The 12,014-nt window shown below is 66.8% G+C and carries 12 protein-coding genes; 8 read left to right on the forward strand and 4 right to left on the reverse strand.

What is annotated here, in order from left to right; genetic code table 11:
• Positions 1-4: 4 nt before the first annotated feature.
• The 3 genes from C6P64_RS09370 (at position 5) to C6P64_RS09380 (ending at position 3,165) form a co-directional block, all read left to right on the forward strand.
• On the forward strand, positions 5-1,363 hold the full coding sequence (locus C6P64_RS09370) for a 3-hydroxyacyl-CoA dehydrogenase (protein WP_105748301.1): 1,359 nt from the start codon (positions 5-7) through the stop codon (positions 1,361-1,363).
• Between the two features lie 15 nt (positions 1,364-1,378).
• Positions 1,379-2,158 carry an SDR family oxidoreductase gene (locus C6P64_RS09375; RefSeq protein WP_105748302.1) on the forward strand — a complete coding sequence of 260 codons (780 nt, stop codon included), beginning with the start codon at positions 1,379-1,381 and terminating at the stop codon, positions 2,156-2,158.
• A gap of 107 nt (positions 2,159-2,265) precedes the next feature.
• On the forward strand, positions 2,266-3,165 hold the full coding sequence (locus C6P64_RS09380) for an HTD2 family dehydratase (protein ID WP_105748353.1): 900 nt from the start codon (positions 2,266-2,268) through the stop codon (positions 3,163-3,165).
• Between the two features lie 67 nt (positions 3,166-3,232).
• On the opposite strand, the gene C6P64_RS09385 is transcribed toward C6P64_RS09380, so the two are convergent.
• Both C6P64_RS09385 and C6P64_RS17940 read right to left on the reverse strand, forming a co-directional pair.
• A complete protein-coding gene (locus C6P64_RS09385) occupies positions 3,233-4,822 on the reverse strand; it encodes an MFS transporter (RefSeq protein ID WP_105748303.1) in 1,590 nt (529 codons plus the stop codon).
• 11 nt (positions 4,823-4,833) lie between these two features.
• The gene (locus tag C6P64_RS17940) at positions 4,834-5,028 is read right to left on the reverse strand and encodes a hypothetical protein (protein WP_146115890.1); all 195 of its coding nucleotides are present in this window, start codon (positions 5,026-5,028) and stop codon (positions 4,834-4,836) included.
• A 99-nt stretch (positions 5,029-5,127) separates the two neighbouring features.
• On the opposite strand from C6P64_RS17940, the gene C6P64_RS09390 reads away from it, so the two are divergent.
• The 3 genes from C6P64_RS09390 to fghA all read left to right on the forward strand — a co-directional run bounded on the left by C6P64_RS09390 (position 5,128) and on the right by fghA (position 7,431).
• The gene (locus C6P64_RS09390; protein WP_105748304.1) at positions 5,128-5,403 is read left to right on the forward strand and encodes a metal/formaldehyde-sensitive transcriptional repressor; all 276 of its coding nucleotides are present in this window, start codon (positions 5,128-5,130) and stop codon (positions 5,401-5,403) included.
• A 73-nt stretch (positions 5,404-5,476) separates the two neighbouring features.
• On the forward strand, positions 5,477-6,589 hold the full coding sequence (locus tag C6P64_RS09395; protein ID WP_105748305.1) for an S-(hydroxymethyl)glutathione dehydrogenase/class III alcohol dehydrogenase: 1,113 nt from the start codon (positions 5,477-5,479) through the stop codon (positions 6,587-6,589).
• Positions 6,590-6,597: 8 nt separating this feature from the next.
• On the forward strand, positions 6,598-7,431 hold the full coding sequence (gene fghA, locus C6P64_RS09400) for an S-formylglutathione hydrolase (RefSeq protein ID WP_105748354.1): 834 nt from the start codon (positions 6,598-6,600) through the stop codon (positions 7,429-7,431).
• 88 nt (positions 7,432-7,519) lie between these two features.
• Here the strand turns inward: fghA and C6P64_RS09405 are convergent, their stop codons facing one another.
• A complete protein-coding gene (locus C6P64_RS09405) occupies positions 7,520-8,176 on the reverse strand; it encodes a cytochrome b/b6 domain-containing protein (RefSeq protein ID WP_105748306.1) in 657 nt (218 codons plus the stop codon).
• 135 nt (positions 8,177-8,311) lie between these two features.
• Here C6P64_RS09405 and C6P64_RS09410 point away from each other — a divergent pair, with 135 nt between their 5' ends.
• On the forward strand, positions 8,312-8,761 hold the full coding sequence (locus tag C6P64_RS09410; RefSeq protein WP_105748307.1) for a c-type cytochrome: 450 nt from the start codon (positions 8,312-8,314) through the stop codon (positions 8,759-8,761).
• Positions 8,762-8,768: 7 nt separating this feature from the next.
• On the opposite strand, the gene C6P64_RS09415 is transcribed toward C6P64_RS09410, so the two are convergent.
• A complete protein-coding gene (locus C6P64_RS09415) occupies positions 8,769-10,805 on the reverse strand; it encodes a bifunctional 2',3'-cyclic-nucleotide 2'-phosphodiesterase/3'-nucleotidase (RefSeq protein ID WP_105748355.1) in 2,037 nt (678 codons plus the stop codon).
• Between the two features lie 240 nt (positions 10,806-11,045).
• On the opposite strand from C6P64_RS09415, the gene C6P64_RS09420 reads away from it, so the two are divergent.
• Entirely contained in the window at positions 11,046-11,969 is a 924-nt protein-coding gene (locus tag C6P64_RS09420; RefSeq protein ID WP_105748308.1) for an AraC family transcriptional regulator, read from the forward strand.
• Positions 11,970-12,014 lie beyond the last annotated feature (45 nt).

The raw sequence follows: 12,014 nt of genomic DNA on the forward strand, positions 1-12,014 counted from the left end.
CACCATGAGCTACGACCTGTTTCACGTCAGCGATGAAGACCGGGCCCGCGCCCAGGCCCACGCCAAGTTCGCCGCCGCCGAGGCGGCCAGGATTCCCGACATCCCGGCCGACCTGCCGCTGCGCCCGATCAACAAGGTCGCGGTGATCGGCGCCGGCACCATGGGCGGCGGCATCGCGATGGCGCTGGCCAACACTGGCATCGCGGTCACGCTGATCGATGCCAACCAGGAGGGGCTGGACCGCGGCCTGGCCCGCGTCAAGGACAACTACGCCACCACGGTCAAGCGCGGCAAGCTCAGCCCGGAGCAGATGGACCAGCGCCTGGCCCTCATCAGCGGCAGCATAAACATGGCCGACGTCAAGGACGCCGACATGGTGATCGAGGCCGTGTTCGAGGACATGGGCCTCAAGCAGTCCATCTTCCGCCAGCTCGACCAGCACTGCAAGGCCGGCGCCATCCTGGCGACCAACACCTCGGGCCTGGACGTGGACGAGATCGCCGCCGTCACGCAACGGCCGCAGGACGTGGTGGGCGCGCATTTCTTCAGCCCGGCCCATGTCATGAAGCTGCTCGAGGTGGTGCGCGGCAGCAAGACCGCGCCCGATGTCATCGCCACGCTGATGGAGCTGGGCCGGCGCATGGGCAAGATCGCGGTGCTGGCCCGGATCTATCCCGGCTTCATCGGCAACGCGCTGTTCCGCAACTACACCCGCGAGGCCCATTTCGCGGTCGAGGACGGCGCGCTGCCGCACGAGGTCGATGCCGCGCTCAAGAAGTTCGGCTATGCCATGGGCATCTTCGCGGTGCACGACATGGCGGGCAACGACGTCGGCTACCAGACGCGCAAGGCGCAGATGGCGACGCGGCCGACCGACCGGCGCTGGAACGACCTGATCATGAAGCTGTGCGACCTGGGCCGGCTGGGCCAGAAGTCCGGCAAGGGCTGGTACCGCTACGAGCCGGGCGACCGCACGCCGCAGCGCGACCCCGAGCTCGAGCGGTTCATCGTCGAGGAATCGGCCCGCATGGGCATCAGCCGCCAGCCGATCAGCGAGCAGGAGATCCTGCAGCGCTGCCTCTACGGCATGATCAACGAGGGCGCCAAGCTGCTCGAGCTCGGCGTGGCGATCCGGCCCAGCGACATCGACATCAGCTACCTGACCGGCTACGGCTTCCCGGCCCACCATGGCGGCCCGATGTACCTGGCCGACCGCATCGGGCTCGACCAGGTGCTGGCCGAGATCGAGCGCCTGCACGAGCAATACGGCTACTGGTGGACGCCGGCGCCGCTGCTCAAACAACTGGTGCAGGACAAGCGCAGCTTTGCCGACCTGCAGTCAGCGGGAACCGCGCCGCACTGAACCGGGAGCTGGATGATGGATCTGGGAATACAGGGCCGCAAAGCCCTCGTCTGCGCCTCCTCCCAGGGCCTGGGATATGCCTGCGCGCTGGCCCTGGCCCAGGCAGGATGCAGCGTCTATCTCAACGGTCGGCAGGCGGAAAAACTCGAGCGGGCGGCGCAGTCGATCCGCGAGCAGACCGGCGCCGCCGTGCTGGCGGTAGTGGCCGACCTCGATACCGAGGCGGGTCGTGCCGCCCTGCTGGCGGCCTGCCCCGAGCCCGACATCCTGGTCAACAACAATGCCGGCCCGCCTCCCGGCCAGCTGGAGGACTGGGACCAGGCGGCCTGGTCGAGTGCGCTGCAGAGCAACCTGGTCAGCGCCGCGCTGCTGCTGCGCGCCGTCCTGCCGGGCATGCGGGCGCGCGGCTTCGGCCGGGTGGTGAACATCACCTCCGCGATGGTCAAGACGCCCCATGCCGCCATGGGGCTGTCGACCGCCGCGCGCGCCGGACTCACCGCGCTGTCGCGGGCGCTGGCGCGCGAGGCCATCGCCGATGGCGTGACGATCAACAACCTGCTGCCCGAACGCTTCGATACGCCAAGGCAGGAATTCATGGCCCAGAAGCTGATGCAGGACAAGCGCATCGACCGCGACCAGGCCAGGCAGCTGATCGCCGACACCCTGCCGGCGCGCCGCTTTGGCAAGCCCGAGGAGTTCGGTGCCACCTGCGCCTTTGTCTGCAGCCAGCACGCGGGCTTCATGACCGGGCAGAATCTCCAGCTCGACGGCGGCTCCTACTGGGGCCTGGTCTGAACGCGCCAGCCCCTGGCCGGCACCCGCCCGGCTACTCCGGCCACCCCGGCCTGGCAACCCGAGCGACCCCGACCCGCTACACGCCACCCGCTTCAATGGAGGACCCCATGCCAGCCGATCCCGCAGACCCCATGACCCTCAACCCGCAGACCCTGTCCCGACTCCAGCAATGGGTCGGCAGGACCGAAACCCTGCATGACGTGATCGTCGCCGCGCCGCTGCATGGCTTGAGCGCCACGCTGGACCGGGAGGACGAGCTGGCCACCGAGGGCAGTCCCGTGCCGGCCCTGGGGCACTGGCTCTATTTCCTGCCGCGCCATCTGCAAAGGGAAACCGGCGACGATGGCCATTGCAAGCGCGGCGGCTTCCTGCCTCCGGTGCCACTGCCGCGCAGGATGTGGGCCGGTGGAAAATTCGAATGGCAGGAATCGAATCCGCTGCGCGTGGGTGATTCGGTCCAGCGCGTCTCGCGCATCGAAAGCGTCAAGCACAAGACCGGCAATAGCGGCGATCTGGTCTTCGTCCAGGTCAGGCATGAATTCTTCAATGGCAATGGTCTTGCCATGACGGAAATCCACGATATTGTCTACCGGGCCGCAGCCCACGCAGGCGAATTGGCACCCAGCCCGATTGCCGCCGAAACCGGCGCGGCCTGGCAAAGGGAAATATATGCCGATCCGGTCCTGCTGTTCAGGTATTCCGCATTGACCTTCAACGGCCACCGGATTCATTACGACCGCAGTTATTGCAACCATGTGGAGGGCTATCCGGGCCTGGTGGTTCATGCCCCCCTGATTGCCACCCTGTTGCTCGACCTGGTACGCCGGAATGCACCCGGTTCCTTCATCAGGCGCTTTGAATTCAAGGCAGTCCGCCCGACGTTCGACCTGCATGCGCTGCGTGTCAATGGCCAGCCGGAAGGGGACGGAAAAACGGTGCGGCTCTGGTCGCAAGACCACGAGGGGTGGTTGACGATGCAGGGCAAGGCCGAGCTGTCCCAGCCCTGACACCGGTCCTGATGCCGGCCCGGCCGGCGCCCTCCAGCCCCGGGGCCGCCGGCATCGCTCGCCCGGCTCAGGCGCTCGTTTCGAGCAGATAGCGGGAGATGCGGGGCGGCTCGCCACCCAGGTGGTAGCCGAGCTTTCGCTCGTGCAGCTCGGCATCGGCCGCGGTAGTCCTTTCGAAGCGGCGCAAGTGATCGGTCCAGGAACGCTCGACCGTCACCTCCACGAAGCGGCCCGGATCGCTGATGTCATGCAACAGCTGCCACGAGACCGCCCCCTGCCTGAGCCTGGCCGGGCGACTCTCCTCGAGCATCAACTGACGGAAATCGGCCGCCGCCGCCGGCTCCACCTGGTATTCGATGCTGATGACGACCTGGCCCTTCGCCGGCGGCTCGGGGGGTTGCGGCACGGCAAAGATCCGCCTCGGACTCAGGTCCCCCACCGGCGCGGAATCCGGCAGCAGGCGCATCACCAGGGCCAGCAGGCAGAAGCCCGTCAGCGCCGCGACGCTGACGCTCAGCGAGATGCCGGACCAGGCGGCCAGCTGGCCCCAGAGCGCGGCACCACAGGCGCCCGCCCCCATCATGGTCATGAAGTAGGCGGACATCCCCCTGGCGCGCACCCAGTCGGGCAATGCGAGCTGGAACGCGACGGTCAGCGCATTGGCCACCGTGACCGTGGTCATGCCGGACAAGACCATCGCGGGCAGGGCCAGCCACAGCTTGTCCGTCTGCGCGATCACCAGCATCGTCAAGGCCTGCAAGGCCGCCGCGCGCAGGACCAGGCCGTCGCGCTGGAACCGCTTGAGCAGGCGGGGCAGCAGCGTGGTCGACAAGATGGCGCCGATTCCCATGGCGGCCAGCAGCAGGGTGAAGGCCTCGGCACCGCCGCCCTGCATGCCGCGCGCGACCAGCGGCAGCAAGGCCACCAGGCCGGAGGCACCGAAGAAGAACAGCCAGATCCTGAGCAGGACATTCTTCAGCGGCGGCGACTGGGCAATGTACTGGACCCCGACCCGGATGGAGCTCAGGATCGGCTCGCGTCCCAGGGGATGGGGCTTGTGCTCGCGCTTCCAGCGGGCGATCACCAGCGCTGCCAGCAGCGAGAGCAGCGCATTGAGCGAAAACACCCAGGCCGATCCCGCAGCAGCAATGATGGCCCCGGCCATCAAGGGACCGCCGATGCGCGAGATGTTCATCGCCACGCTGTTGAGGGACAGGGCAGCCGGCAGTTGCGGCCGGCCCACCAGCTCCGGCAGGATGGCGGCAAAGACCGGCCAGCGCATCGCCAGGCCGATGCCGTTGGCAAATACCAGCGCCAGCAGCAGCTGCGGGCTCAGCAGGTCCAGGAAGGTCACCAGCGCCAGCGCAAACGCCACCGCGGAAATCCAGATCTGCGTCAGCATGAAATACTTCTTGCGATCCAGCCCGTCGGCCAACGCGCCGCTGGGCAATGCGAGCAGGAAAACCGGCAGGGTCGCGGCGCTTTGCACCAGGGCGACCCAGATTGGCGAGGTGGTGAGCGAAGTCATGATCCAGGCGGCCGCCACGTCATTCATCCACATGCACAGGTTCGCTACCAGCCAGGTGGCCCATAGATGCCTGAAGATGCGAACCTTGAAAGGCGCCAGCGGCGAAAGGTCTGGTTCTGCAATGCTCATAGCGTGTTTTTTCAAATGGGAAGTTTCATGATTTTCCTGAAACAGCCGGATTTCTCAGTCAGGCGAAACTTGAGTCGCCTATTTCCATTATAGGCAGGCGATGAATTGATTTCGATTTGCCGCCAGGAAAACAAGTCATCCATCAGCCCCCGCTCCAGCGCCGGTCCGATGCCATGGCCGGCGGGCGCAGCCGCCAGGTTGGCCACGGCAGCGCCCCCAGCGCGCCAGCTGGCGACAGCGGGGCAGTTGCCCTGCCCGGCGTTCGCCAATATACTACCCCCCAGTACATAGCATCCATACTTGCCATGCCCCATTCACCCGAGGAAAAGAAGCGCGTCATCACCCGACTGCGCCGCATCCGTGGCCAGGCCGAGGCGCTCGAGCGCGCCGTCGCGGCCGGCACCGACTGCGGCTCGCTGCTGCAGCAGCTCGCCGCGATGCGCGGCGCGGCCAACGGGCTGATGGCCGAGGTGCTCGACAGCCATCTGCGCGAGACCTTCGGCCAGGCCCAGGATGCCAGGCCCGGCATGGAGGCCGAGATCGAGCAGCTCATGCGCCTGATCCGCTCCTACCTCAAGTGAGCCGCCCCGGCTGGCCTGGCTATTGCTTCCTCTTTCGCCTTTCACTCACCCTTCCTCTTTACGGAGACCGTTCATGAAATCCCGTGCTGCCGTGGCCTTCAAGGCCGGAGAACCCCTGCAAATCGTCGAGATCGACGTCGCACCGCCGCAAAAGGGCGAAGTGCTGGTCAAGATCACGCACACCGGCGTCTGCCACACCGACGCCTTCACCCTCTCGGGCGACGACCCCGAGGGCGTGTTCCCGGCCGTGCTCGGCCATGAAGGCGCCGGCATCGTGGTCGAGGTCGGCGAAGGCGTGACCAGCGTCAAGCCTGGCGACCATGTGATCCCGCTCTACACCGCCGAATGCGGCGAATGCCTGTTCTGCAAGAGCGGCAAGACCAACCTGTGCGTCGCGGTGCGCGCCACCCAGGGCAAGGGCCTGATGCCGGACGGCACGACACGCTTTTCCTACCAGGGCGAGCCGATCTACCACTACATGGGCTGCTCGACCTTCAGCGAATACACCGTGGTGGCCGAGGTGTCGCTGGCCAAGGTCAACCCCGACGCGAATCCCGAGCAGGTCTGCCTGCTGGGCTGCGGCGTGACCACCGGCCTGGGCGCGGTCAAGAACACCGCCAAGGTGCAGGAAGGCGACACGGTCGCGGTGTTCGGCCTGGGCGGCATCGGCCTGGCCGTGATCCAGGGCGCCAAGCTGGCCAAGGCCGGCCGCATCATCGCGGTCGACACCAACCCGGGCAAGTTCGACCTGGCGCGCACCTTCGGCGCCACCGACTGCATCAACCCGAAGGACTTCGACAAGCCGATCCAGCAGGTCATCGTCGAGATGACGGGCTGGGGCGTGGACCACAGCTTCGAGTGCATCGGCAACGTCAACGTGATGCGCGCCGCGCTCGAATGCGCGCACCGCGGCTGGGGCCAGTCGGTCATCATCGGCGTCGCGGGCGCAGGGCAGGAAATCTCCACCCGTCCGTTCCAGCTCGTGACCGGGCGCAAGTGGCTGGGCACGGCGTTCGGCGGCGTCAAGGGCCGCAGCGAGTTGCCCGGCATGGTCGAGGACGCGATGGCCGGCCGCATCCAGCTCGAACCCTTCGTCACCCACACCATGCCGCTGACTGGCATCAACGAGGCCTTCGAGCTGATGCACGAGGGCAAGTCGATCCGCTCGGTGGTCCACTACGGATGAGCGCGGCGATGGAACGGATCGAACAGCACGCCAGCTTCGGCGGGCGCCAGGAGGTCTGGCAGCACGACTCGGCCACGCTGGGCTGCAAGATGCGGTTGGCGGTCTACCTGCCGCCGGCCGCGCTGGCGGGCCAGCGCTGCCCGGTGCTGTACTGGCTCTCGGGGCTGACCTGCAACGAGCAGAACTTCATCACCAAGGCCGGCGCGCAGCAGCATGCCGCGCGGCACCAGCTGATCTTGGTCGCACCCGACACCAGCCCGCGCGGCGAAGGCGTGGCCAACGACCCGGCCTACGACCTGGGCCAGGGCGCGGGCTTCTACGTCAACGCCACCCAGGAACCCTGGGCGCCGCACTACCGGATGCAGGACTATGTGGCCGCGGAGCTGCCGGCGCTGGTCGAGCAGCATTTCCCGGCCAGCGATCGGCGCGGCATCTTCGGCCATTCCATGGGCGGCCATGGCGCGCTGGTCACCGCCTTGCGCCATCCGGGGCGCTACTGCAGCGTGTCGGCCTTCTCGCCCATCGTGGCGCCGAGCCAGGTGCCATGGGGCCAGAAGGCGCTTGCCGCCTACCTGGGCGATGAGCCCAGCGGCTGGCAGGACTGGGACACGGTGGAGCTGATCGGCCGCGCGACGGAAAAGCTGCCGCTGCTGGTCGACCAGGGCGAGGCCGACGAGTTCCTCGCCACCCAGCTGCGCCCCGAGCTGCTCGAGGCCGCCTGCGAGCGCGCCGGCCACCCGCTGACGCTGCGCCGCCAGCCCGGCTACGACCACAGCTACTACTTCATCGCCAGCTTCCTGGCCGAGCACTTCGAGCACCACGTGCACGCACTGCGCGCATGAGCAGGCCAGGCCAAAGCCATCGAGCGCTGACCTGATCCAGGCCTGCCTGCGGGCGGCGATCAGCCAGGGCCTTGCAGCTGCCTATCGGTCACAGGGACGCCACCCAGGCCGACAGCGCGGCGCAGCCCAGCGCCAGCGCCAAGGCCAGCAGGCGCTGGGGCAGTCCGTCCTTGGCGGCGGGCTGCTCCAGGTCGGTGGCCTTGTCGCCGCTGACCATCGCGGCCACCAGCGGGACCTTCCTGAACAGCTGGTAGTAGATGATGGCCAGCAGGTGCAGCGCCACCCAGGCGATCAGAATGGCCTTGCCCCATTCGGCATGGTAGGCCGTGGCCAGCGAGACCCATTCGGCCGGAGCGAAGCGCGACAAGGGCCCGCTGAAGGCGATCTCGTCGTCGCTCAGCAGGCCCGAGGCCAGCTGCAGCAGCAGGATCAGCAGCAGGGCAAACACCGACAGGGCCGCCGTGGGGCTGTGGCCCAGCTCGTGCTCCGGCCTGGACTGGCCACGCAGGTAGCGCCACAAGGTAAGCGGCGAGTAGCTGAACTGCGCGAAGCGCGACCAGTAGCCGCCGACAAAGCCCCACAGCAGGCGAAACAGCAGCAGCGCCAGCACGGCATGGCCCAGGCGGAAATGCCAGTTCATCCACGAGCCCCCCAGGTTGCCGCTGACGACCAGACCGATCACGGCAGCCACCAGCAGCCAGTGGAACAGGCGGGTGGGCAGGTCCCACACACGAAGGCTATGCATCAGTCCATCTCCCAGCAGGTCAAGGTATCTCTGGCATCAAATGCCAAAAAGAGAATAACAGCATACACTGATCGGCGTATGCGCCTGGCGATCGGGCGCCTACCTCCTTGTCAACCCTCTAGCAGAAAGCCCTCGATGAAAGCCAGCCACGCCTTGATGCTCTCAGTCGCCCTCCTGTCGGCAGGTGCCGCCCAGGCCCAGTTCCAGAAGCCCGAAGATGCGGTGAAGTATCGCCAGAGCGCCTTGTCGGTCATGGGAACGCATTTCAGCCGCCTGGGCGCCATGGCCAACGGCAAGGTGCCGTTCGATGCCCAGAAGGCGCAGGAGGACGCCGCCGTGGTGCTGATGCTGAGCCGCCTGCCCTGGGCCGGCTTCACGCCGGAAAGCCAGAAGCTCGACAGCAAGGCCAAGCCCGAGCTGTGGAGCGAGACGGGCAAGTTCAAGGCCGGCGCGGACAAGCTGGTGAGCGCCACCGTGGCGCTCGACGCCGCAGCCAGGACCGGCAGCCTGGATGCGGTGAAGAAATCGTTTGGCGAGGCCGCAGCCAGCTGCAAGGCCTGCCACGATTCCTACAAGTCCAAGTAAGCCGGCCTTACCTGGACAGGTCGATGGCGTAGACGCCCTGCCCCTTGCCGCTGCCGTCGTCGTTGCTCACCACGCTGATGTTGCCAAGGCCGGCGGTCTGCGCGACCGACAGCTTGTTACTGCCCGAGACGAAGGTCACCGGGCCCGCCGTGGCGACCTTTGTGAAGCGCCAGCTGCGGGTTGAACCGTCGGCGGCCAGCGTCAGGTTCTTGCGCGCCTTGATGTAGTCGATCAGCACATCGCGGTTGGCATCGGGCGAGGCATGGATGATGTTGTCCGCCGTCAGGCCGAACTGCGTGCCGCTGGTGGCGCGGTAGTTGTTGGTCGCAATGATGAACTCGGCGCTGGCATTGATCGGGGCGCCCTTGTAGGTCAGCTTCTTGATCCGGCTGCCCTTGGCCTGGGTCACGTCGATCTCGTAGCTCAGGTCGGCCGAGGTGAACATGTCGAAGTTGTAGCCCGGGAAGGTCGAGATCAGCGGCTGCGCCGTGGTCAGGCTCGGGTCGATCTGGTTGAAGCGCTCGGCCGCCTTCTCGAGCCAGGTCTTGATGCCCGCGCCCGTCACCTTGACGGCATAGACGGTATTGGGATAGAGGTAGAGGTCGGCGGCGTTGTTGATCGCGATCGGCCCCTGCTTCACGTCGGTGAAGTCGGTGCCGCCGCCGAAGCCGCTCTTGAACGGCGCGCTGACCGACAGCACGGGCAGGTCTTTGTACTGCGGCAGGTTGGCGGCCACGTACTTGGCGACATAGTCGGCCTGCGCGGCGTTGACCACCTGGATCGCGGTCACATCGCCCACGTCGGCGAAGTAGGACGACAGGGCGAAGTCGGACTGGCCGATCGGGGTCTTCACGTAGTCGATCGCCGCCTCATGCTCGGTCTTGACCACGGCCGCGATCGCCGGATCGACGGGCACATAGGTCTTGGCCGTGGCGTCGGTCAGCGCCTTGCGCAGGCTCACCGCGGTCTTGCCGCTGTCTATGGTCCACTTGCCGTTCCTGACCACCAGCTGGTAGTTGATGACCCCGATGGCCTTGCCCCAGAAGCTCGGCATCACGGCCGGCACGCCGTGGAAAGTGCCCTTGACCTTGTCGACGCCGGCGGCGTTGCAGGCGGCGGTGCTGCAAACCGCATTCGGGAACTCGCTGTGCGAGTGGCCCATCAGGATGCCGTCGATGCCCGGCACCTTGGCCAGGTAGTAGTTGGCGTTTTCCATGCTGGGGCTGTAGGCGCCGGTGTCCCAGCCGCCGTGCGAGGCGGCGATCACGATATCGGCCCCCTCGGCGCGGGCCATCGGCACGTACTTGGTCGCGGCCTCCACCACGCCCTGCACATCGACCTTGCCTTCGAGCCAGCGCTTGTCCCATTGCAGGATGGCCGGCGGCGTGAAGCCGATCACCGCCACCTTGACCGTGGTCTCGATGGTCTTGCCGTCCTTGTCCTTGGCGCTGACCTTCTTGTTGATCAGGGTGTAGGGCTTGTACAGCGGGGCACCGTCCTTCTTGCTGCTCACGTTGGCCAGCACCAGCGGAAAGGCCGGGCCGGCGCAGCTGGGCTGGCTGGCCACGGCGGGCATGCCGTCGACGTTGAACTTGGTGCCTGTGACCTGCGCCAGGTAGGGCAGTCCGTAGTTGAACTCGTGGTTGCCCAGCGTGCCGGCGTCGAAGCCGATCGCGTCCATGGCCTTGTAGGTGGCCAGCTTCTGGCTGCAGCTGACCGGCTTGACCAGCGCCTGGTAGTCGGCCAGGGCCGTGCCCTGGATGGTGTCGCCGTTGTCGATCAGCAGGTTGTTCGGAAAATCGGCACGGGCCTGCTTGATCAGCGTGGCAGTGCGCTCGAAACCGATGCTCTTGTCCTCGGCGAGGCGGAAATAGTCGTAGCTCAGCAGGTTGGCATGCAGGTCCGAGGTCTCGAGGATGGCCAGCTCGGCCGTGGCGGACTCGGGCAGGACGGCAGCAGGCTGGTCCGAATCGCCGCAGGCGGTCAGGCCGCCAGCCAGCGCGGCAGCGATCGCCGCGGTCAATGCCGGCCGCGAAAACAATATCGATTTGGAATTGATATCCACAAAAACTCCTGATAGTGAGAGGGATCGACTGAATCTATCGGCCCGTCATGACAGTCAGGTGAAGCTGCGGCCAGCATATATGCAAAAAAGAAATATGGAAGCTACTAAATATTAGTTTAGAAATATCACAAGCCTGCCTATGATTCGCCCCCATCCCGGCAGAACACCGCGCTGCCGCGACTCCCCCTCCCTGTTCACCCCTCCGGATCGCCTGTTTCCATGACCCCACACCAGGATCGACTGATTCAATGGCTGCTCGGCAGCCTGGATCTGCGGACCACGCTGTTCCACCTCGGGCAGTACTGCGGCTCCTGGCAGGCCTCGACCGCCGGCATGGCGCAGGGCGGCTTCCATGTCATCCTCAACGGCGACTGCTGGCTGCACCTGAGCGAGAGCGGACAGAAGCAGAAGCTGCAGGCCGGCGATGCGGTCTTCTTCCTGCGCGACCTGCCGCACCTGCTCAGTCCGCACGAGGACGCTGGTGCCGCGGCCGGCTCGCCCAGGCCTGCCATGCAGGCGATCGACCTGGCGGCACCCTGCAGCACGGCGCTGGCCTGCGGCTTCTTCGAGTTCCGCGCGCCGATCAACGAGGTCTTCCTGGCCAAGTTCCCGGCCTATGTGGTGGTCTCGCGCGAGCGCGCCGAGCTGCGCGAGATCCGGCCCCTGTTCGACCTGGTGCTGGCCGAGGCGAGCAACGGCAGCGCGGAGCCGTCGCCGCTGCTGACCAAGCTGGTCGACCTGATGTTCTTCTATGTCGTGCGCCACCTGTGCCGGCGCCAGGAGGTCGAGGAAGGCCTGTGGGCGGTGCTCGCTCGGCCCGAGTTCACGCCGCTGCTCGAGGCGATCCTGCGCGAGCCGGGACGGGACTGGAGCGTCGAGCAGATGGCCGACCTGACGCACATGTCGCGCAGCAAGTTCTTCCGGCTGTTCTCGCAGACCGCGGGCACCTCGCCGAGCCAGTTCGTCGCGCAGCTGCGCATGCAGCTGGCCTCGCGCTGGATCGTCGAGGGCATGCCGCTGGCGCGCGCGGCCGAGAAGGCCGGCTACCAGTCCGACGCGGCGTTCTCGCGCGCATTCAAGAAGATCACCGGCTCGCTGCCGGGCACGCTGCGGCGCTCGGTCGGCTCGCGGCTGGCCGCCTGAGCCGGGACTGGGACTTTCGGGCAAGAGAACGGGACTCCTGCACCT

The sequence above is a fragment of the Malikia granosa genome (assembly GCF_002980595.1).
Taxonomy (GTDB): Bacteria; Pseudomonadota; Gammaproteobacteria; order Burkholderiales; family Burkholderiaceae_C; genus Malikia; species Malikia granosa.

Bases quoted from the DNA above. Each gene is read 5' to 3' on its own strand.
- C6P64_RS09370 (WP_105748301.1), top strand. From the start codon at position 5: ATGAGCTACGACCTGTTTCACGTCAGCGATGAAGACCGGGCCCGCGCC.
- C6P64_RS09375 (WP_105748302.1), top strand. From the start codon at position 1,379: ATGGATCTGGGAATACAGGGCCGCAAAGCCCTCGTCTGCGCCTCCTCC.
- C6P64_RS09380 (WP_105748353.1), top strand. From the start codon at position 2,266: ATGCCAGCCGATCCCGCAGACCCCATGACCCTCAACCCGCAGACCCTG.
- C6P64_RS09385 (WP_105748303.1), bottom strand. From the start codon at position 4,822: ATGAGCATTGCAGAACCAGACCTTTCGCCGCTGGCGCCTTTCAAGGTT.
- C6P64_RS09390 (WP_105748304.1), top strand. From the start codon at position 5,128: ATGCCCCATTCACCCGAGGAAAAGAAGCGCGTCATCACCCGACTGCGC.
- C6P64_RS09395 (WP_105748305.1), top strand. From the start codon at position 5,477: ATGAAATCCCGTGCTGCCGTGGCCTTCAAGGCCGGAGAACCCCTGCAA.
- fghA (WP_105748354.1), top strand. From the start codon at position 6,598: ATGGAACGGATCGAACAGCACGCCAGCTTCGGCGGGCGCCAGGAGGTC.
- C6P64_RS09405 (WP_105748306.1), bottom strand. From the start codon at position 8,176: ATGCATAGCCTTCGTGTGTGGGACCTGCCCACCCGCCTGTTCCACTGG.
- C6P64_RS09410 (WP_105748307.1), top strand. From the start codon at position 8,312: ATGAAAGCCAGCCACGCCTTGATGCTCTCAGTCGCCCTCCTGTCGGCA.
- C6P64_RS09420 (WP_105748308.1), top strand. From the start codon at position 11,046: ATGACCCCACACCAGGATCGACTGATTCAATGGCTGCTCGGCAGCCTG.